Origin of the sequence: Streptomyces sp. CB01201 (assembly GCF_002803085.1) — a bacterium.
Classification (GTDB): domain Bacteria; phylum Actinomycetota; class Actinomycetes; order Streptomycetales; family Streptomycetaceae; genus Streptomyces; species Streptomyces hundungensis.
Window position 1 is genome coordinate 24,060 of the sequence record NZ_NNBJ01000015.1, and the last position, 20,378, is coordinate 44,437.

Sequence of the window (20,378 nt, forward strand, 5' to 3'; positions counted from 1 at the left end):
GCGGAGGGACCGGGCGGCACCCGGGCCCTCACCCGGGCCCTCACCCCGCGTCGCCGCGCCCCGATTCCGTGCGCCCCTGCCGGGGCAGGTCGAGGGCGACCGCCGCGGCCGAGTCGCAGTACTCGCGCACCGCGCTCGTACGGGCCACCACCCGGCCGCGGTGGACGACGATGCGGCTGTAGGCGAGCGAGAGGACGCCCGCGATGCGTTCGCCGCGCACCGCGAGCAGTTCGGCGGGGAAGCCCGCCTCGACCCGCACCTCGGGCAGCCCCATCGACTCGCGGGCCACCGTGCTGACCGCCGCGTACGCGTCCTCGGGCCGCATGCCGGCCTGGGAGGCGAGGAGGTAGGCGGCCTCCAAGGGGTCGCCCCGGCCGACCGGATTGGAGACGTCCCGCAACGCGCCGCTGCCCGCCGCCAGTCGGACCCCGGCAGCCCTCAACAGCCTTACTGGTGCTGCTCCTTGACGGTCCGTCATGCCGCAGCCGCCCTGCGGAAGGCACATCACCGCCACACCCGCGGAGGCGAGTTGGTCGGCGGCGCGGGCCGCGGTGTCGCGCGGAAGGCGGGACAGGCCGCCGCAGGGGCCGATCGTGACGCCCGGGCGCAGGCCGCCGGACATGGCCGCGAGCCGCGCGAGGCGGGCCGGATCGGCGCCGTCGGTGTGCAGGTCGACCGCGCAGCCGTGCTCGGCGGCGAGCTCCAGGACGGCCTGGGCGTACCCGGCCGGATCGGCGTCCAGATCCGGGCAGCCGCCCACCACGGAGGCGCCCATCTTGACCGCGTCCCGCAGCATGGCGAGCCCGTCCGCGCCGGCCACCCCGGTGAGCAGGCGCGGCACGGCGACCACCGCAAGCTCGGTGAGGCCGCGCAGGGAGCGCCGGGTCTGGAGCACCGCCTCCAGCGGATCGAGGCCGCTGACCTCGTCGATGCGTACGTGCGAGCGCAGCGCGGTGGCGCCGTGCCCGAGCTGGAGCAGGGCGGCCTCGGTGGCCCGGCGCTGGACCTCCTCGACCGCGTACGAGACCGGGCCCTCGGCGCTGGAGGCGGTCAGGGCGGTGTCGCTGTGGGCGTGCGGCTCGGCCGGGGCGGGGAGCAGCAGGAAGCCGTTCAGATCCACCCGCGAGGAGCCGTTCGCGGTGAGGCTGCCCGCGGTGCCCACCGCCTCGATGCGACCGCCGCCGAGCCGCACGTCCACCGTGCGCCCGTCGGCGAGCCTGGCGCCGCACAGCAGCAGCGAGGAGCCCGCGGCGGGATCGGGGCCTTCGCCGGTGCCGGGGGAGTGGGCCGGCTGCTGGTGGCTGTCGGACATCGCGCTCCTGATCGGGCTCGGGTGATCGGGCTCGGCTGATCGCGCTCGGGTGATCGGGCGCGGCGGGCATGATCACGCAGCGTGAGGCGAGCCTAGGGGCGGCCACGGCACGCATCGAGGAGGAGCGAAATAGTCGTACCGGTGTGGCCCTGAGTGGCCTACGAGACCGGTGGGGGAGGGCCTCGGGAGGGGTGCTCGGGGGCGGCACGAAACGGATTTGGGCGATCGGCGAGAGAGCGTGTAATGTCTTCCTCGCTCGCCCCAATAGCTCAGTCGGTAGAGCGTCTCCATGGTAAGGAGAAGGTCTACGGTTCGATTCCGTATTGGGGCTCTGGTGCGGAAGCCCTCACCTTCGGGTGAGGGAATCCGTGTCAAAGCGGTGTAGCTCAGTCGGTAGAGCAAGCGGCTCATAATCGCTGTGTCACCGGTTCAAGTCCGGTCACCGCTACACACAGTAGCCGATTGTGGGGTCGGTCCTTCGATCGGCTACTCTTTCATGCGTTCATCCGTCAACCCGTCCGTCAAGGAGCACTCACGTGGCTGCCACCGACGTCCGCCCGAAGATCACGCTGGCCTGCGTGGAGTGCAAGGAGCGGAACTACATCACCAAGAAGAACCGGCGTAACAACCCGGACCGACTGGAGATGAAGAAGCACTGCCCGCGCTGCAACTCGCACACCGCGCACCGCGAGACCCGCTAACCACGGCGTCTGGCACTCAGGCTCGTCCGAGAGGTCGTCCCCCATACCGGGGGGCGGCCTCTCGGCGTTTTCCGGGCGTACGGCGTTTCCCAGGCGTACGACTAAATTCTCCGTAGACCGCATCACCACCCTGATCCCCAGGAGGTAGCCGCCCGATGGCGCTCGACCAGTCTTTCGTGGGGCGGACCTATCCGCCCACCGCCCCGTACGAGGTCGGCCGCGAGAAGATCCGCGAGTTCGCGGTGGCGGTCGGGGACGAGAACCCCGCCTACACCGACCCGGAGGCGGCCAAGGCGCTGGGGCACGCCGATGTCATCGCGCCGCCCACCTTTGTGTTTGCCATCACATTCGGTGCTGCGGGCCAGGTCGTCCAGGACCCGCAGCTGGGCCTGGACTACAGCCGGGTGGTGCACGGCGACCAGAAGTTCGCGTACACCCGCCCGGTCCGCGCGGGCGACCGGCTGACGGTCACCTCCACCATCGACGCGATCAAGTCCCTCGCGGGCAACGACATCCTGGACATCCGGGGCGAGGTCCACGACGAGGCCGGCGAACACGTCGTGACCGCCTGGACCAAGCTGGTGTCCCGAGCGGCCGAGGGGGCCTGACATGACCGCGAAGATCCGTTACGAGGACGTCGAGCCCGGCACCGAGCTGCCGTCCGCGTCCTTCCCCGTGACCCGCGCCACGCTCGTGCAGTACGCGGGCGCGTCCGGTGACTTCAACCCGATCCACTGGAACGAGAAGTTCGCGAAGGAGGTCGGGCTGCCCGACGTCATCGCGCACGGCATGTTCACGATGGCCGAGGCGATCCGAGTGGTCACGGACTGGGCCGGCGACCCGGCCGCGGTCGCGGAGTACGGCGTCCGCTTCACCAAGCCGGTGGTGGTCCCCAACGACGACACCGGCGCACTGATCGAGGTCACCGCCAAGGTGGCGGCCAAGCTCGACGACGAGGCCCGCACGGTCCGGGTGGACCTCACCGCGACGAGCGCCGGCCAGAAGGTCCTGGGCATGTCCCGGGCGGTCGTCCGCCTGGCCTGAGCCGCGGAGGTTCCGGGGGTCGCGGCCCCCGGAACCCGGCGGGGGCGGCGGCCCCCACGGGGCCGCACCCGTACGCTGGACCCCGTGCAGGAACTTCACGACGCTCCCCTCGCCCCCCTGACCACCCTCCGCCTCGGCGGCCCGGCGGACCGGCTCGTCACCGCGACCACCGACGCCGAGATCGTCGCCGCCGTGCGCGAGGCCGACGACAGCGGGACCCCGCTCCTCGTCATCGGTGGCGGCAGCAACCTGCTGATCGGGGACAAGGGCTTCGCCGGTACCGCCCTGCGCATCGCCACCCGCGGCTTCGAGCTCGACGGCACGCGCCTCGAACTCGCCGCCGGCGAGGTGTGGAGCGACGCCGTGGCCCGCAGCGTGGAGGCCGGGCTGGCCGGGATCGAGTGCCTGGCCGGCATTCCCGGTTCGGCCGGCGCGACCCCGATCCAGAACGTCGGGGCGTACGGGCAGGAAGTCTCCAGCACCATCACGCACGTCGTCGCCTACGACCGCGTCGAGGGCGCCACCGTCACGCTCACCAACGCCGAGTGCGACTTCTCGTACCGGCACAGCCGCTTCAAGCAGCACCCCGACCGCTACGTCGTGCTCCGCGTCGTCTTCGAGCTGGAGGACGCCGGTGGGCTCTCGGCGCCGGTCAAGTACGCCGAGACCGCCCGCACCCTGGGCGTCGAACCCGGTGACCGGGTCCCGGCCGCCACTGCCCGCGAGACCGTCCTGAAGCTGCGGGCCGGCAAGGGGATGGTGCTCGACCCGGAGGACCACGACACCTGGTCGGCCGGCTCCTTCTTCACCAACCCGATCCTGCCCAACGAGGCGTACGCCGCGTTCCTCGCCCGCGCCCAGGAGCGGCTCGGCGCGGACGTGGCGCCGCCCGCGTGGCCCGTCGGCACCGACCGTACGAAGACCTCGGCGGCCTGGCTGATCGACAAGGCGGGCTTCACCAAGGGGTACGGGACGGGGCCCGCCCGCATCTCCACCAAGCACACCCTCGCCCTCACCAACCGCGGCGGCGCCACCACCGAGGACCTGCTGGGCCTGGCCCGCGATGTGGTGGCCGGGGTGGAGCTGGCGTTCGGCGTGACCCTGGTGAACGAGCCGGTGGCGGTCGGGGTGGAGATCTGACCCGGTGGAGAGCTAGCCCCGCACGGGTCGACGGGCGTCAGGCCTTCAGCCAGGTATCCACTCCCGCCAGAAGTTCCCCCCGGATGTCCGCGGGGGCCGCCGACGCCCGGATCGACTGGCGGGCCAGCTCCGCCAACTCGGTGTCGTCGAAGGCGTGGTGGTGGCGGGCGATGTCGTACTGGGCGGCCAGCCGGGAGCCGAAGAGCAGCGGGTCGTCCGCACCCAGGGCCATCGGGACGCCGGCGTCGTACAGCACGCGTAGCGGCACGTCCTCGGGCTTCTCGTAGACGCCGAGGGCGACGTTGGACGCGGGGCACACCTCGCAGGTGATGCCCTTCTCGGCGAGGCGGCGCAGCAGGCGGGGGTCCTCCGCGGCCCGCACCCCGTGCCCGACCCGCCGCGCGTGCAGGTCGTCGAGGCAGTCGCGCACCGAGGACGGTCCGGAGAGCTCGCCGCCGTGCGGGGCCGCGAGCAGCCCGCCCTCGCGGGCGATCGCGAAGGCGCGGTCGAAGTCCCTTGCCATGCCCCGGCGTTCGTCGTTGGACAGGCCGAAGCCGACGACCCCGCGATCGGCGTAGCGGACCGCGAGCCGGGCCAGGGTGCGTGCGTCGAGGGGGTGCTTCATGCGGTTCGCCGCGACCACGACGCGCATGCCGAGCCCGGTCTCGCGCGAGGCCGCGTCGACCGCGTCCAGGATGATCTCCAGGGCCGGGATCAGACCGCCGAGCAGCGGGGCGTACGAGGTCGGGTCGACCTGGATCTCCAGCCAGCCGGAGCCGTCCCGGACGTCCTCCTCGGCCGCCTCGCGCACCAGCCGCTGGATGTCCTCGGGGGCGCGCAGACACGAGCGCGCGGTGTCGTAGAGGCGCTGGAAGCGGAACCAGCCGCGCTCGTCGGTGGCCCGCAGCTTCGGCGGCTCCGCGCTGGTCAGCGCCTCGGGCAGCCGTACGCCGTACTTGTCGGCGAGCTCCAGCAGGGTCGAGGGCCGCATCGACCCGGTGAAGTGCAGATGCAGATGGGCCTTCGGCAGATCTCGTACGTCGCGAACGTGCTCCATCCAGGGATCTTGCCGCACCCGGCCGGAATCCGGCAGCCCCTTTCCCCGATCGGGGCCGGCCCCGAACGCAGAAGCGGGCCCCACCGGGGCCCGCTCCCGCCGCACGACCCGCCGGAATCTAGTCCCGGGCCTCCGCCAGCAGCTTCTGGATCCGCGAGACGCCCTCGACGAGGTCCTCGTCGCCCAGCGCGTACGAGAGCCGCAGATAGCCCGGTGTGCCGAAGGCCTCGCCGGGGACGACCGCGACCTCGGCCTCGTCCAGGATCAGCGCGGCGAGCTCGGCCGAGGTCGCCGGGCGCTTGCCGCGGATCTCCTTGCCGAGCAGGCCCTTGACCGACGGGTAGGCGTAGAAGGCGCCCTCGGGCGTGGGGCAGATCACGCCGTCGATCTCGCTCAGCATGCGCACCATCGTCGTGCGGCGCCGGTCGAAGGACTCCCGCATCCTCGCCACCGCGTCCAGGTTCCCGGAGACCGCGGCGAGCGCGGCGATCTGCGCCACGTTGGAGACGTTGGACGTGGCGTGCGACTGGAGGTTGGTCGCGGCCTTGACGACGTCCTTCGGGCCGATGATCCAGCCCACCCGCCAGCCGGTCATCGCGAAGGTCTTGGCGACGCCGTTGACGACGATGCACTTGTCGCGCAGCTCGGGCACGATCGCGGGCAGCGAGGTGAACGCGGCGCTGCCGTACACCAGGTGCTCGTAGATCTCGTCCGTCATCACCCACAGGCCGTGCTCGACGGCCCAGCGCCCGATGGCTTCGGCGTCGGCCTCGCTGTAGACGGCGCCGGTCGGGTTGGACGGGGAGACGAACAGGACGACCTTCGTCCGCTCGGTACGGGCCGCCTCCAGCTGCTCCACCGAGACCCGGTACCCGGTCGTCTCGTCGGCCACGACGTCCACCGGGACACCGCCTGCGAGCCGGATCGACTCGGGATAGGTGGTCCAGTACGGGGCCGGGACGATGACCTCGTCGCCCGGGTCGAGGATCGCCGCGAAGGCCTCGTAGATCGCCTGCTTGCCGCCGTTGGTCACCAGGACCTGCGAGGCGTCGACCTCGTAACCGGAGTCGCGCAGTGTCTTCGCGGCGATCGCGGCCTTGAGCTCGGGCAGGCCCCCGGCCGGCGTGTAGCGGTGGTACTTCGGGTTGCGGCAGGCCTCGACCGCGGCCTCGACGATGTAGTCGGGCGTCGGGAAGTCGGGCTCGCCCGCGCCGAAACCGATGACCGGACGCCCGGCGGCCTTGAGGGCCTTGGCCTTGGCGTCGACGGCGAGGGTCGCGGACTCGGAGATGGCGCCGATGCGCGCGGAGACCCGGCGCTCGGTGGGGGAGGAAGGCGGGGGAGTTGCAGCGCTCATGCGGGCCATGGTCCCAGAACGCCAACGGGCCGGGCACCCGCGTTTCACGGACCGGTCAGCATGTGGACAGGAGTCCGAGAGGGCTTCTCGCAGCGGCCGTGCGGAGGCCGTGGGAAGGCCGTGGGAAGGCCTGGGGCGGGCGCCGAGAAGGCCGGCGGAAGGACGGTACGGCGGCGGTCCGGAGGGGCTCGGGAGGAAGCTGTTCGACGCCGGGCCCCTGACCACGTACACTCACTGCCTGTTGGTCCTCACCAACCGCAGCATCACATGCGGTAGGTTGGGGGAACCACAAAGGGTCGTAGCTCAATTGGTAGAGCACTGGTCTCCAAAACCAGCGGTTGGGGGTTCAAGTCCCTCCGGCCCTGCTACACACACCTTCGCCAGGATGTGTGCGCATGTACGTACTTCAATGCACCGCCGTGCGGCTCCACCGGGCGCGGCACGGCCATGACCCGGAATCAGGTGAGAAGCGTGACGGACGCCGTGGGCTCCATCGACATGCCTGATGCCCAGGACGAGGCAGCGGAGTCCAAGGATGCGAAGAAGAAGGCCCGCAAGGGCGGTAAGCGCGGCAAGAAGGGCCCTGTGGGCCGTCTCGCGCTCTTCTACCGGCAGGTTGTTGCCGAACTCCGTAAAGTTGTCTGGCCGACACGCAGCCAGCTGACGACGTACACCACGGTCGTGATCGTGTTCGTCGTCATCATGATCGGCATTGTGACGTTGATTGACTCCGGCTTCTCGCAGGTAGTCAAGTACGTCTTCGGCTGATCGCGAAGGGCGCCCCTCATCGGCGCCCCTTTCGCGCGTTCCACCCCATCTGTAGCCAGGAAGAAGCAGCCACCGTGTCTGACCCGAACCTGAACGACGCCTCCGAGTCGGTCGAGTCCGTCGAGGACGAGATCAAGATCATCGAGGCGGCCGACGAGGACGAGGCCGAGGCTGCCGACGCCGCTGCGGGCGAAGCGGCCGAAGAGGCTGCCCTGCACGTCGACTCCGATGACGCCGAGGCCGAAGAGGCCGAGGCCTCCGACGTGACCGAGGACGCCACCGACGAGGACGCCGACGAGGCCGAGGCCTCCGTCGAGGACGAGGACGAGGACGCAGAGTCCGAGGAGTCCGAGGAGCCCACCGAGGACGAGGAGCCGGCGGAGCCCGCCGCCCCCGTCGACCCGGTCGAGGCCCTGCGCCAGGAGCTTCGCTTCCTGCCCGGCGAGTGGTACGTCATCCACACGTACGCCGGTTACGAGAAGCGTGTGAAGGCCAACCTCGAACAGCGTGCCGTCTCGCTGAACGTCGAGGAGTTCATCTACCAGGCCGAGGTCCCCGAAGAGGAGATCGTCCAGATCAAGAACGGCGAGCGCAAGAACGTCCGGCAGAACAAGCTGCCCGGTTACGTTCTCGTCCGCATGGATCTGACGAACGAGTCCTGGGGCGTCGTCCGCAACACCCCCGGTGTCACCGGCTTCGTGGGCAACGCCTACGACCCGTACCCGCTGACGCTCGACGAGATCGTCAAGATGCTCGCCCCCGAGGCCGAGGAGAAGGCCGCCCGCGAGGCCGCGGAGGCCGAGGGCAAGCCGGCTCCGCAGCGCAAGGTCGAGGTCCAGGTCCTGGACTTCGAGGTCGGCGACTCGGTCACCGTCACCGACGGCCCGTTCGCGACGCTCCAGGCGACCATCAACGAGATCAACGCCGACTCGAAGAAGGTCAAGGGCCTCGTCGAGATCTTCGGCCGCGAGACCCCGGTCGAGCTCAGCTTCGATCAGATCCAGAAGAACTGACGCCTTCCGGCCACCTGGAACGCTTTCTGGAACCAGCACTTCCGAGCAGGTCAGAGGAGCTCTCGCAGCCCCTCTGACCTGCTCGGTTTTTAGCCGCACAGCTATACCCGTTATCGTTGTGCGGTATGCCTCCATCCGGTTGAACGGATGAAGGCGGTTCACTCTCACTAGGACCCGGAGAGAGCAATGCCTCCCAAGAAGAAGAAGGTCACGGGGCTTATCAAGCTCCAGATCAACGCCGGTGCGGCGAACCCGGCCCCGCCGGTCGGCCCCGCGCTCGGCCAGCACGGCGTCAACATCATGGAGTTCTGCAAGGCCTACAACGCCGCGACCGAGTCGCAGCGTGGCTGGGTGATCCCGGTGGAGATCACGGTCTACGAAGACCGCTCCTTCACCTTCATCACCAAGACGCCGCCGGCCGCGAAGATGATCCTCAAGGCCGCTGGTGTCGAGAAGGGCTCCGGCGAGCCCCACAAGACCAAGGTCGCGAAGATCACCGAGGCCCAGGTTCGCGAGATCGCCACGACGAAGCTCGCCGACCTGAACGCCAACGACCTTGACGCCGCGTCGAAGATCATCGCTGGCACCGCCCGTTCCATGGGCATCACGGTCGAGGGCTGATCTCAGCTCACCCCCGTTTGACCTCCAGTGGTAGGGCCAAGCGCTGGCCCGCACCACGACTCCATGCCTGAACCATTACAGGAGCTGAAGTGAAGCGCAGCAAGACTCTCCGCGCTGCGGACGCCAAGATCGACGCGGACAAGCTGTACGCGCCGCTTGAGGCGGTCCGTCTCGCCAAGGAGACCTCCACGACCAAGTTCGACGGCACCGTCGAGGTCGCCTTCCGCCTGGGTGTCGACCCGCGCAAGGCCGACCAGATGGTCCGTGGCACCGTGAACCTCCCGCACGGCACCGGTAAGACCGCCCGGGTCCTGGTCTTCGCGACCGGCGACCGTGCCGAGGCCGCGCTTGCCGCGGGCGCCGACATCGTCGGCTCCGACGAGCTCATCGACGAGGTTGCGAAGGGCCGTCTGGACTTCGACGCCGTCGTCGCCACCCCGGACCTCATGGGCAAGGTCGGCCGCCTCGGCCGCGTGCTCGGTCCCCGTGGTCTGATGCCGAACCCGAAGACCGGCACGGTCACCCCCGACGTCGCCAAGGCCGTCGAGGACATCAAGGGCGGCAAGATCGAGTTCCGCGTCGACAAGCACTCGAACCTGCACTTCATCATCGGCAAGGTGTCCTTCGACGACGCCAAGCTGGTGGAGAACTACGGTGCGGCTCTGGAGGAGATCCTCCGTCTGAAGCCGTCCGCCGCCAAGGGCCGGTACATCAAGAAGGCGACCATCACCACCACGATGGGCCCCGGTATCACCCTGGACCAGAACCGCACCCGCAACCTCCTCGTCGAGGAGGACCCGGCCGCCGTCTGATCCCCAGGATCACCGGCAGTCGCGGGTTCGCGTACGGCGACGTACGCCGCGTACCGAGACCGGCCCCCGCACCTCTTCGGAGGGGCGGGGGCCGGTTTTTTCTGTGTCGGCTGTCAGTGCGCTGAGTTACGGTTGTGAAGGTTTTCGTCAGTTTGATCTATGGGGTGGGGACGTAATGAGCAAGTCCGTCAAGCGCGCCGGGATATCTCTCGCGGCGGTCGGAATCCTGGTGGCGGCGACCGCGGGATGTCAGAGCGACGGTGACTCCAAGAAGGCCGCCGAGGCACCGAAGAAGGCGGCTCAGCAGTCGAGTCCGAAGGATGCCCGCACGGCGCTCCAGGCGGCCTACAAGAAGACGTCGGCGGCCAAGTCGGCGAAGGTCACCATGAAGCTGTCGCTCCCGGCCGGGGCCACGGGCACGGCCGGGGCGGGCGCGGGGGACATGGAGATGTCCGGCATCCAGTCGTGGGACCCGGCCGCGATGGACATGACCATGAGCGGCTCGGCCTTGGCCCAGGGTGGCAAGGACCTGGGGGGGAAGATCCGGATGGTCCAGCTCGACAACGTCATGTACATGGACATGGGGGCGGCAGCCGCCAAGGAGATGGACGGCAAGCACTGGATGAAGATGGACCTCGGCGCCCTGGCCGGGGCCGCAGGCGGCGGGGCGTCGACCCAGGCGCTGACCGGCAGCGCCCAGAAGCAGGACCCGGCCCAGCAGCTCGCCATCCTGACGGACTCGCCGAACGTGAAGCACCTCGGCACCGAGCAGATCGACGGAGCCCCGGCGGAGCACTACAAGGGCACCCTGACGCTGGACGAGATGGCGGCGAACAACCAGGCCCTCGACGGCATGTCCGCCCAGGACCGCCAGAAGCTCCTCGACAGCGTGAAGAAGGCCGGCATCAAGAGCTACGACACCGAGCTCTGGATCAACAAGGACGGCTACCCGGTGCAGATGAACGTCGGCATGAACATGTCGGAGGGCAAGGTCACCATGAGCGCCCACTACGCGGACTACGGCACCAAGGTCGCGGTCACGGCCCCTCCGGCGGCCGAGACGTTCGACATCGCCGAGATGATGAAGGGCGCCGGAGCCGGCACGGGCGGCGCCGCTTGAGCGGATTTGCCTGACCCGGACGACGTAACGTACGCTCTCCCAGAAGCCAAAGACCGCTGGTCGTTGCCGTGCCTTCATCTGAGGGGGCGGTGGCCGAAGGATCCGCTGAATGCGGACGACCCGCGCAGGTGACCGTGGAAAGTTCCCGGATGTTCCTCTTCTGAGTGCAGCTGGTTGAGCTACGCCCCGTGCGCCTGCGCCGGGGCGTTTCGTTTTGTTCAGCCCCTTCTGAGCGGTCCTCATCACCCGGAAGGAGGCCGACGCTCTATGGCAAGGCCCGACAAGGCTGCCGCGGTAGCCGAGCTCGCGGACCAGTTCCGCAGCTCGAACGCCGCCGTGCTGACCGAGTACCGGGGTCTCACCGTGGCGCAGCTCAAGACGCTGCGTCGTTCGCTCGGTGAGAACGCCCAGTACGCCGTGGTGAAGAACACGCTGACCAAGATTGCGGCCAACGAGGCCGGGATCACTTCGCTCGACGACCAGTTCAACGGTCCGACGGCGGTTGCCTTCATCACCGGTGACCCGGTGGAGTCGGCGAAGGGTCTTCGTGACTTCGCCAAGGAGAACCCGAACCTGATCATCAAGGGCGGTGTCCTTGATGGCAAGGCGCTGTCCGCCGATGAGATCAAGAAGCTTGCGGACCTTGAGTCCCGCGAGGTTCTGCTCAGCAAGCTGGCCGGCGCGTTCAAGGGCAAGCAGTCCCAGACTGCCTCGCTCCTTCAGGCGCTGCCGTCGAAGTTCGTCCGCACTGCGGAAGCGCTTCGCGTCAAGCTCGCCGAGCAGGGCGGTGCCGAGTAATTCGGCTCGCGCAATGATCGCCGCCCGCTAGGGCGACGGTCGCAGCGGGCCGAACGTACGCCCGCCTACATGTACATCCGGCACCCGCCGAATTAGTGGAAGGATCGCCCATCATGGCGAAGCTCAGCCAGGAAGACCTGCTCGCCCAGTTCGAGGAGATGACCCTCATCGAGCTCTCCGAGTTCGTGAAGGCCTTCGAGGAGAAGTTCGACGTCACCGCCGCCGCGGCCGTCGCCGTTGCCGGTCCGGCCCAGGGTGGCGGCGACGCCCCCGCCGCCGAGGAGCAGGACGAGTTCGACGTCATCCTCACCGGTGCCGGCGACAAGAAGATCCAGGTCATCAAGGTCGTGCGCGAGCTGACCTCCCTGGGTCTGAAGGAGGCCAAGGACCTCGTGGACGGCGCCCCGAAGCCCGTCCTGGAGAAGGTCGCCAAGGAGGCCGCGGAGAAGGCCGCCGAGTCCCTCAAGGGCGCCGGCGCCTCCGTCGAGGTCAAGTAACACCTCGCGGGTCCCACGGGCCCGCACCGTCCGGCAGGCGCGCTCGCGCGCCGCTGGGCACCGCCAAGGGCGATCACCCATCCGGGTGGTCGCCCTTCGGCGTACCCGCGCCGTGCGCCTTGCACGGTGCCGCTCGGGGAGTATGGTGATCTTCGCCGTCTGCTCGGCGAGGACGCAGGCGTAGCCCCGCAACGGCTCCCGCGGCGATCTCCGGGGAGCGGAGGGGTCTTGACGAACCGCACGCAGCGCGCAATTCTCAGGACGCGTCGTCACAACGATCCGGATCCGAGGCATGGATCGACGGCGAAGAGGGCAGTACTAATCTGCGTCTGCGCGGCGCACGGCTGACCGAGGTACCGAGGTACTTGAGAAGAGCAATGCGGGTCTCTGAAAATCCGCCCTGGACATCAGTGTGCCGAGTGGCTACACTGTCCCTTTGCGCTGCCTGTTAGCTGTCCCCTGCCCGTCACCAGGGGCATGCCCTCGCTTGAGCACCTCGGATTGAACCGCCCTGAACTGGCCTTCCCGGCCGACTCGGAAACGTCTCTCCCTGTGCCCACGTGGGACCGGTACGCGCGTAGTGAGTCCGAGCCCTCGGAAGGACCCCCTCTTGGCCGCCTCGCGCAACGCCTCGACCGCCAATACGAACAACGGCGCCAGCACCGCCCCGCTGCGCATCTCTTTTGCAAAGATCAAGGAGCCGCTTGAGGTTCCGAACCTTCTTGCGCTGCAGACCGAGAGCTTTGACTGGCTGCTCGGCAATGCCGCTTGGAAGTCTCGGGTCGAGGCCGCTCTTGAGAGTGGGCAGGACGTCCCCACCAAGTCCGGTCTGGAGGAGATCTTCGAAGAGATCTCCCCGATCGAGGACTTCTCCGGGTCGATGTCCCTGACCTTCCGCGACCACCGCTTCGAGCCGCCGAAGAACTCGATCGACGAGTGCAAGGAGCGCGACTTCACGTTCGCGGCCCCGCTCTTCGTCACCGCCGAGTTCACCAACAACGAGACCGGCGAGATCAAGTCCCAGACGGTCTTCATGGGCGACTTCCCGCTCATGACCAACAAGGGCACCTTCGTCATCAACGGCACCGAGCGTGTCGTCGTGTCGCAGCTGGTCCGCTCGCCGGGTGTCTACTTCGACTCCAACATCGACAAGACGTCCGACAAGGACATCTTCACGGCCAAGATCATCCCGTCCCGGGGTGCCTGGCTGGAGATGGAGATCGACAAGCGCGACATGGTCGGTGTCCGCATCGACCGCAAGCGCAAGCAGTCCGTCACCGTCCTGCTCAAGGCTCTCGGTTGGACCACCGAGCAGATCCTGGAGGAGTTCGGCGAGTACGAGTCCATGCGCGCCACCCTGGAGAAGGACCACACCCAGGGCCAGGACGACGCGCTGCTCGACATCTACCGCAAGCTGCGTCCGGGCGAGCCGCCGACGCGCGAGGCCGCTCAGACGCTGCTTGAGAACCTCTACTTCAACCCGAAGCGCTACGACCTCGCCAAGGTCGGCCGCTACAAGGTGAACAAGAAGCTCGGCGCGGACGAGCCGCTGGACGCCGGCGTGCTCACCACCGACGACGTCATCGCGACCATCAAGTACCTGGTCAAGCTGCACGCCGGTGAGACCGAGACGGTCGGCGAGTCGGGTCGGAACATCGTCGTCGAGACCGACGACATCGACCACTTCGGCAACCGTCGTCTGCGCAACGTCGGCGAGCTCATCCAGAACCAGGTCCGCACGGGTCTGGCTCGTATGGAGCGCGTCGTGCGTGAGCGCATGACGACCCAGGACGTCGAGGCGATCACGCCGCAGACCCTGATCAACATCCGGCCGGTCGTCGCCTCCATCAAGGAGTTCTTCGGCACCAGCCAGCTGTCGCAGTTCATGGACCAGAACAACCCGCTGTCGGGTCTCACCCACAAGCGCCGTCTGTCGGCGCTCGGCCCGGGTGGTCTCTCGCGTGAGCGGGCCGGCTTCGAGGTCCGTGACGTGCACCCGTCGCACTACGGCCGCATGTGCCCGATCGAGACGCCCGAAGGCCCGAACATCGGTCTGATCGGTTCGCTCGCCTCGTACGGCCGCGTCAACGCGTTCGGCTTCATCGAGACGCCGTACCGCAAGGTCGTCGACGGCCAGGTCACCGACGAGGTCGACTACGTCACCGCCGACGAGGAGGACCGCTTCGTCATCGCGCAGGCCAACGCCGCGCTCAGTGACGAGATGCGGTTCACCGAGCCGCGCGTCCTCGTTCGCCGCCGTGGTGGCGAGGTCGACTACGTGCCCGGCACCGAGGTCGACTACATGGACGTCTCGCCGCGCCAGATGGTGTCGGTCGCGACCGCCATGATCCCGTTCCTTGAGCACGACGACGCCAACCGTGCCCTCATGGGCGCGAACATGATGCGTCAGGCCGTGCCGCTGATCACGTCCGAGGCGCCGCTGGTCGGCACCGGCATGGAGTACCGCTGCGCGGTCGACGCCGGTGACGTCATCAAGGCGGAGAAGGCGGGTGTCGTCCAGGAGGTCTCCGCGGACTACATCACCGTCGCCAACGACGACGGCATGTACACCACGTACCGGATCGCCAAGTTCTCCCGCTCCAACCAGGGCACCTCGGTCAACCAGAAGGTTGTCGTGGACGAGGGCGCCCGCGTGATCGAGGGCCAGGTCCTGGCCGACGGTCCCGCCACCCAGCAGGGTGAGATGGCGCTGGGCAAGAACCTGCTCGTGGCGTTCATGCCGTGGGAGGGTCACAACTACGAGGACGCGATCATCCTGTCGCAGCGCCTCGTGCAGGACGACGTCCTCTCCTCGATCCACATCGAGGAGCACGAGGTCGACGCCCGTGACACCAAGCTCGGCCCGGAGGAGATCACCCGGGACATCCCGAACGTCTCCGAGGAGGTCCTCGCCGACCTCGACGAGCGCGGCATCATCCGTATCGGTGCCGAGGTCGTCGCCGGCGACATCCTCGTCGGCAAGGTCACGCCCAAGGGTGAGACCGAGCTGACGCCGGAGGAGCGCCTGCTGCGCGCGATCTTCGGTGAGAAGGCCCGCGAGGTGCGTGACACCTCGCTGAAGGTGCCGCACGGCGAGACCGGCAAGGTCATCGGCGTCCGCGTCTTCGACCGTGAAGAGGGCGACGAGCTGCCGCCGGGCGTGAACCAGCTGGTTCGGGTCTACGTGGCGCAGAAGCGCAAGATCACGGATGGTGACAAGCTCGCCGGCCGTCACGGCAACAAGGGCGTCATCTCGAAGATCCTCCCGATCGAGGACATGCCGTTCCTTGAGGACGGAACCCCGGTCGACATCATCCTCAACCCGCTCGGTGTGCCGTCCCGAATGAACCCGGGACAGGTGCTGGAGATCCACCTCGGCTGGCTCGCCAGCCGCGGCTGGGACGTCTCCGGTCTCGCCGACGACTGGGCCCAGCGTCTCCAGGTCATCGGCGCCGACCAGGTCGCCGCCGGTACCAACGTCGCCACCCCGGTCTTCGACGGTGCCCGCGAGGACGAGATCACCGGCCTCTTCCAGGCCACGATCCCGAACCGCGACGGGGACCGGCTGGTCCAGCCCTCGGGCAAGGCCAACCTGTTCGACGGCCGCTCCGGCGAGCCGTTCCCGGACCCGATCTCGGTCGGGTACATGTACATCCTGAAGCTGCACCACCTGGTCGACGACAAGCTGCACGCGCGCTCGACCGGTCCGTACTCGATGATCACCCAGCAGCCGCTGGGTGGTAAGGCCCAGTTCGGTGGCCAGCGCTTCGGTGAGATGGAGGTGTGGGCGCTGGAGGCTTATGGCGCCGCGTACGCACTCCAGGAGCTGCTGACCATCAAGTCCGACGACGTGACCGGCCGTGTGAAGGTCTACGAGGCCATCGTCAAGGGCGAGAACATTCCCGAGCCCGGCATTCCCGAGTCCTTCAAGGTGCTCATCAAGGAAATGCAGTCGCTCTGCCTCAACGTGGAGGTGCTGTCCTCGGACGGCATGTCCATCGAGATGCGCGACACGGACGAGGACGTCTTCCGCGCTGCGGAGGAGCTCGGTATCGACCTGTCCCGGCGCGAGCCGAGCAGCGTCGAAGAGGTCTGACGGGTCTGGCGGGGGGTTCTCCCTGAGAACCCCCCGCCGTCCCAGGACCCCCCTCAGACCATCTTGAAGAATCGACCCCGAAAGAGGGATTGACGACAAGTGCTCGACGTCAACTTCTTCGACGAGCTGCGGATCGGCCTCGCCACCGCTGACGACATTCGTCAGTGGTCCCACGGTGAGGTCAAGAAGCCGGAGACCATCAACTACCGCACCCTCAAGCCCGAAAAGGACGGACTCTTCTGCGAGAAGATCTTCGGTCCGACCCGGGACTGGGAGTGCTACTGCGGCAAGTACAAGCGCGTCCGCTTCAAGGGCATCATCTGTGAGCGCTGTGGCGTAGAGGTCACGCGTGCCAAGGTGCGCCGCGAGCGGATGGGCCACATCGAGCTTGCCGCTCCCGTGACCCACATCTGGTACTTCAAGGGCGTTCCGTCGCGTCTTGGCTACCTGCTCGACCTCGCGCCGAAGGACCTTGAGAAGGTCATCTACTTCGCCGCGTACATGATCACGTTCGTGGACGAGGAGCGCCGTACGCGCGACCTGCCGTCGCTGGAGGCGCACGTCTCCGTCGAGCGTCAGCAGATCGAGAACCGTCGCGACTCGGACCTCGAAGCCCGCGCCAAGAAGCTTGAGACGGACCTCGCCGAGCTTGAGGCCGAGGGTGCCAAGGCCGATGTGCGCCGCAAGGTGCGCGAGGGTGCCGAGCGCGAGATGAAGCAGCTGCGCGACCGTTCGCAGCGCGAGATCGACCGTCTCGACGAGGTGTGGAGCCGCTTCAAGAACCTCAAGGTCCAGGACCTGGAGGGCGACGAGCTGCTCTACCGCGAGCTGCGTGACCGTTTCGGCACGTACTTCGACGGCTCGATGGGTGCCGCTGCCCTGCAGAAGCGCCTGGAGACCTTCGACCTCGACGAGGAGGCCGAGCGCCTCCGCGAGATCATCCGCACCGGCAAGGGCCAGAAGAAGACCCGTGCGCTCAAGCGCCTCAAGGTCGTCTCCGCGTTCCTGCAGACCAGCAACAGCCCCAAGGGCATGGTGCTCGACTGCGTGCCGGTCATCCCGCCGGACCTGCGTCCGATGGTGCAGCTGGACGGTGGCCGCTTCGCGACCTCCGACCTGAACGACCTGTACCGCCGCGTGATCAACCGCAACAACCGCCTCAAGCGACTCCTTGACCTCGGCGCCCCCGAGATCATCGTGAACAACGAGAAGCGCATGCTTCAGGAGGCCGTCGACGCGCTCTTCGACAACGGCCGTCGTGGTCGCCCGGTCACGGGCCCCGGCAACCGTCCGCTGAAGTCGCTGTCCGACATGCTCAAGGGCAAGCAGGGTCGATTCCGTCAGAACCTGCTCGGCAAGCGTGTGGACTACTCCGCGCGTTCCGTCATCGTCGTCGGTCCGCAGCTGAAGCTGCACCAGTGCGGTCTGCCCAAGGCCATGGCACTTGAGCTCTTCAAGCCGTTCGTGATGAAGCGCCTGGTCGACCTGAACCACGCGCAGAACATCAAGAGCGCCAAGCGGATGGTCGAGCGCGGCCGCACGGTCGTGTACGACGTCCTCGAAGAGGTCATCGCCGAGCACCCGGTTCTGCTGAACCGTGCGCCCACGCTGCACCGCCTCGGCATCCAGGCCTTCGAGCCCCAGCTGGTCGAGGGCAAGGCCATCCAGATCCACCCGCTCGTCTGCACCGCGTTCAACGCGGACTTCGACGGTGACCAGATGGCCGTCCACCTGCCGCTCTCCGCGGAGGCGCAGGCCGAGGCCCGCATCCTGATGCTGTCCTCGAACAACATCCTGAAGCCGGCCGACGGTCGTCCCGTCACCATGCCGACCCAGGACATGGTGCTCGGCCTCTTCTTCCTCACCACGGACGAAGAGGAGCGCGAGGTGAAGGGCGCGGGCCGCTCCTTCAACTCGACCGCCGAGGCGATCATGGCGTTCGACGCCCGGGAGCTCTCGCTCCAGGCGAAGGTCGACATCCGCTTCCCGATCGGCACCGTCCCGCCGCGCGGCTGGACCCCGCCGCTCGACGAGGACGGCGAGACGACCTGGCAGCAGGGCGACTCGTTCCGTCTGCGGACGTCCCTGGGCCGCGCGCTCTTCAACGAGCTGCTGCCCGAGGACTACCCGTTCGTCGACTACTCGGTGGGCAAGAAGCAGCTCTCCGAGATCGTCAACGACCTCGCCGAGCGCTACCCCAAGGTCATCGTGGCGGCGACGCTCGACAACCTGAAGGCGGCCGGCTTCTTCTGGGCGACCCGTTCCGGTGTCACCGTGGCCATCTCCGACGTCGTGGTCCCCGAGGCCAAGAAGGCGATCGTCGCGGGCTACGAGGCGCAGGACGAGAAGGTCCAGAAGCAGTACGAGCGCGGTCTGATCACCAAGGACGAGCGCACGCAGGAGCTCATCGCGATCTGGACCAAGGCGACCAACGAGGTTGCCGAGGCGATGAACGCGAACTTCCCCAAGACGAACCCCATCTTCATGATGGTTGACTCGGGTGCCCGAGGAAACATGATGCAGATGCGTCAGATCGCCGGTATGCGTGGTCTGGTGTCGAACGCGAAGAACGAGACCATCCCGCGTCCGATCAAGGCCTCGTTCCGCGAGGGCCTGACCGTGCTTGAGTACTTCATCTCGACCCACGGTGCCCGTAAGGGTCTCGCCGACACCGCCCTGCGTACCGCCGACTCGGGTTACCTGACCCGTCGTCTGGTGGACGTCTCGCAGGACGTCATCATCCGCGAGGAGGACTGCGGCACCGACCGCGGCCTCAAGCTCAAGATCGCGGAGCGGGGCGCCGACGGCGTGCTGCGCAAGACCGAGGACGTCGAGACCTCCGTCTACGCCCGCATGCTCGCCGAGGACGTCGTCGTCGACGGCAAGGTCATCGCGCCGGCCAACGTGGACCTCGGTGACGTGCTCATCGACGCCCTCGTGGGTGCGGGTGTCGAGGAGGTCAAGACCCGCTCGGTCCTGACCTGTGAGTCCGCGGTCGGCACCTGTGCCTTCTGCTACGGACGCTCGCTCGCCACCGGCAAGCTGGTCGACATCGGTGAGGCGGTCGGCATCATCGCCGCCCAGTCCATCGGTGAGCCCGGTACCCAGCTGACGATGCGTACCTTCCACACCGGTGGTGTGGCCGGTGACGACATCACGCAGGGTCTGCCGCGTGTCGTCGAGCTCTTCGAGGCCCGTACGCCCAAGGGTGTCGCGCCGATCTCGGAGGCCAAGGGCCGCGTCCGGATCGAGGAGACCGAGAAGACCAAGAAGATCGTCGTCACCCCGGACGACGGCAGCGAGGAGACGGCGTTCCCGATCTCCAAGCGTGCCCGTCTGCTGGTCGGCGAGGGCGACGCGGTCGAGGTGGGCCAGAAGCTCACCGTCGGTGCCACCAACCCGCACGACGTGCTGCGGATCCTCGGTCAGCGTGCGGTCCAGGTCCACCTGGTCGGCGAAGTCCAGAAGGTCTACAACTCGCAGGGCGTGTCGATCCACGACAAGCACATCGAGATCATCATCCGGCAGATGCTGCGCCGCGTGACGATCATCGAGTCCGGCGACGCGGAGCTGCTGCCGGGCGAGCTCGTCGAGCGCTCGAAGTTCGAGACCGAGAACCGTCGTGTGGTCACGGAAGGCGGCCACCCGGCCTCCGGCCGTCCGCAGCTGATGGGTATCACCAAGGCCTCGCTGGCGACGGAATCCTGGCTGTCGGCCGCCTCCTTCCAGGAGACGACCCGAGTCCTGACGGATGCGGCGATCAACGCCAAGTCCGACAGCCTCATCGGCCTCAAGGAGAACGTCATCATCGGTAAGCTCATCCCGGCCGGTACGGGTCTGTCCCGCTACCGCAACATCCGGGTCGAGCCCACCGAAGAGGCCAAGGCCGCGATGTACTCGGCCGTCGGCTACGACGACATCGACTACTCGCCGTTCGGCACCGGCTCCGGCCAGGCCGTTCCGCTGGAGGACTACGACTACGGTCCGTACAACCAGTAAGGCGTACGTCCGACGTACTGAAGGGCGCCCATTCCGCTTCGGC

At 68.1% G+C, this 20,378-nt stretch carries 16 protein-coding genes and 3 tRNA genes; 16 read left to right on the top strand and 3 right to left on the bottom strand.

Features of this window, described 5'->3' with window-relative positions; translation table 11 throughout:
* Positions 1-40: 40 nt before the first annotated feature.
* Entirely contained in the window at positions 41-1,312 is a 1,272-nt protein-coding gene (locus CG740_RS28050) for an amidohydrolase family protein (protein ID WP_199846599.1), read from the bottom strand.
* Between the two features lie 258 nt (positions 1,313-1,570).
* Here CG740_RS28050 and CG740_RS28055 point away from each other — a divergent pair.
* The 6 genes from CG740_RS28055 (at position 1,571) to CG740_RS28080 (ending at position 4,197) form a co-directional block, all read left to right on the top strand.
* Positions 1,571-1,643: transfer RNA gene (locus CG740_RS28055), tRNA-Thr, on the top strand.
* A gap of 44 nt (positions 1,644-1,687) precedes the next feature.
* Positions 1,688-1,760 (top strand) — tRNA-Met (locus CG740_RS28060).
* An 88-nt stretch (positions 1,761-1,848) separates the two neighbouring features.
* Positions 1,849-2,013 carry a 50S ribosomal protein L33 gene (rpmG, locus tag CG740_RS28065; protein ID WP_003956487.1) on the top strand — a complete coding sequence of 55 codons (165 nt, stop codon included), beginning with the start codon at positions 1,849-1,851 and terminating at the stop codon, positions 2,011-2,013.
* Between the two features lie 155 nt (positions 2,014-2,168).
* The gene (locus CG740_RS28070; RefSeq protein WP_100578079.1) at positions 2,169-2,621 is read left to right on the top strand and encodes a MaoC family dehydratase N-terminal domain-containing protein; all 453 of its coding nucleotides are present in this window, start codon (positions 2,169-2,171) and stop codon (positions 2,619-2,621) included.
* Between the two features lies 1 nt (position 2,622).
* Positions 2,623-3,057 carry a MaoC family dehydratase gene (locus CG740_RS28075; RefSeq protein WP_100578080.1) on the top strand — a complete coding sequence of 145 codons (435 nt, stop codon included), beginning with the start codon at positions 2,623-2,625 and terminating at the stop codon, positions 3,055-3,057.
* A gap of 84 nt (positions 3,058-3,141) precedes the next feature.
* On the top strand, positions 3,142-4,197 hold the full coding sequence (locus CG740_RS28080) for a UDP-N-acetylmuramate dehydrogenase (protein WP_100578081.1): 1,056 nt from the start codon (positions 3,142-3,144) through the stop codon (positions 4,195-4,197).
* A 37-nt stretch (positions 4,198-4,234) separates the two neighbouring features.
* Here the strand turns inward: CG740_RS28080 and CG740_RS28085 are convergent, their stop codons facing one another.
* Complete coding sequence (locus CG740_RS28085) at positions 4,235-5,254, bottom strand: adenosine deaminase (protein WP_100578082.1); 1,020 nt, start codon at positions 5,252-5,254, stop codon at positions 4,235-4,237.
* Positions 5,255-5,372: 118 nt separating this feature from the next.
* Positions 5,373-6,611 (bottom strand): pyridoxal phosphate-dependent aminotransferase, encoded by a 1,239-nt coding sequence (locus tag CG740_RS28090; RefSeq protein ID WP_100578214.1) that lies wholly within the window; start codon positions 6,609-6,611, stop codon positions 5,373-5,375.
* A gap of 292 nt (positions 6,612-6,903) precedes the next feature.
* Between CG740_RS28090 and CG740_RS28095 the strand changes: the two genes are divergently transcribed.
* From CG740_RS28095 to CG740_RS28145, 10 genes are all read left to right on the top strand, one after another.
* Positions 6,904-6,976: transfer RNA gene (locus CG740_RS28095), tRNA-Trp, on the top strand.
* A gap of 106 nt (positions 6,977-7,082) precedes the next feature.
* On the top strand, positions 7,083-7,379 hold the full coding sequence (secE, locus tag CG740_RS28100) for a preprotein translocase subunit SecE (RefSeq protein WP_100578215.1): 297 nt from the start codon (positions 7,083-7,085) through the stop codon (positions 7,377-7,379).
* A 74-nt stretch (positions 7,380-7,453) separates the two neighbouring features.
* On the top strand, positions 7,454-8,392 hold the full coding sequence (nusG, locus tag CG740_RS28105) for a transcription termination/antitermination protein NusG (RefSeq protein ID WP_100578083.1): 939 nt from the start codon (positions 7,454-7,456) through the stop codon (positions 8,390-8,392).
* 186 nt (positions 8,393-8,578) lie between these two features.
* Positions 8,579-9,013, top strand: a complete 435-nt coding sequence (gene rplK, locus CG740_RS28110; protein WP_053731185.1) for a 50S ribosomal protein L11 — start codon at positions 8,579-8,581, stop codon at positions 9,011-9,013.
* 89 nt (positions 9,014-9,102) lie between these two features.
* Positions 9,103-9,825 carry a 50S ribosomal protein L1 gene (gene rplA, locus CG740_RS28115; RefSeq protein WP_100578084.1) on the top strand — a complete coding sequence of 241 codons (723 nt, stop codon included), beginning with the start codon at positions 9,103-9,105 and terminating at the stop codon, positions 9,823-9,825.
* A gap of 175 nt (positions 9,826-10,000) precedes the next feature.
* A complete protein-coding gene (locus CG740_RS28120; RefSeq protein ID WP_159030420.1) occupies positions 10,001-10,945 on the top strand; it encodes a hypothetical protein in 945 nt (314 codons plus the stop codon).
* 267 nt (positions 10,946-11,212) lie between these two features.
* Positions 11,213-11,743 carry a 50S ribosomal protein L10 gene (rplJ, locus tag CG740_RS28125; protein WP_053731188.1) on the top strand — a complete coding sequence of 177 codons (531 nt, stop codon included), beginning with the start codon at positions 11,213-11,215 and terminating at the stop codon, positions 11,741-11,743.
* 113 nt (positions 11,744-11,856) lie between these two features.
* On the top strand, positions 11,857-12,240 hold the full coding sequence (gene rplL / locus CG740_RS28130) for a 50S ribosomal protein L7/L12 (RefSeq protein ID WP_100578086.1): 384 nt from the start codon (positions 11,857-11,859) through the stop codon (positions 12,238-12,240).
* A gap of 610 nt (positions 12,241-12,850) precedes the next feature.
* The gene (gene rpoB, locus CG740_RS28140; protein WP_100578087.1) at positions 12,851-16,336 is read left to right on the top strand and encodes a DNA-directed RNA polymerase subunit beta; all 3,486 of its coding nucleotides are present in this window, start codon (positions 12,851-12,853) and stop codon (positions 16,334-16,336) included.
* A gap of 99 nt (positions 16,337-16,435) precedes the next feature.
* Entirely contained in the window at positions 16,436-20,335 is a 3,900-nt protein-coding gene (locus tag CG740_RS28145) for a DNA-directed RNA polymerase subunit beta' (RefSeq protein WP_100578088.1), read from the top strand.
* Positions 20,336-20,378: the final 43 nt, after the last annotated feature.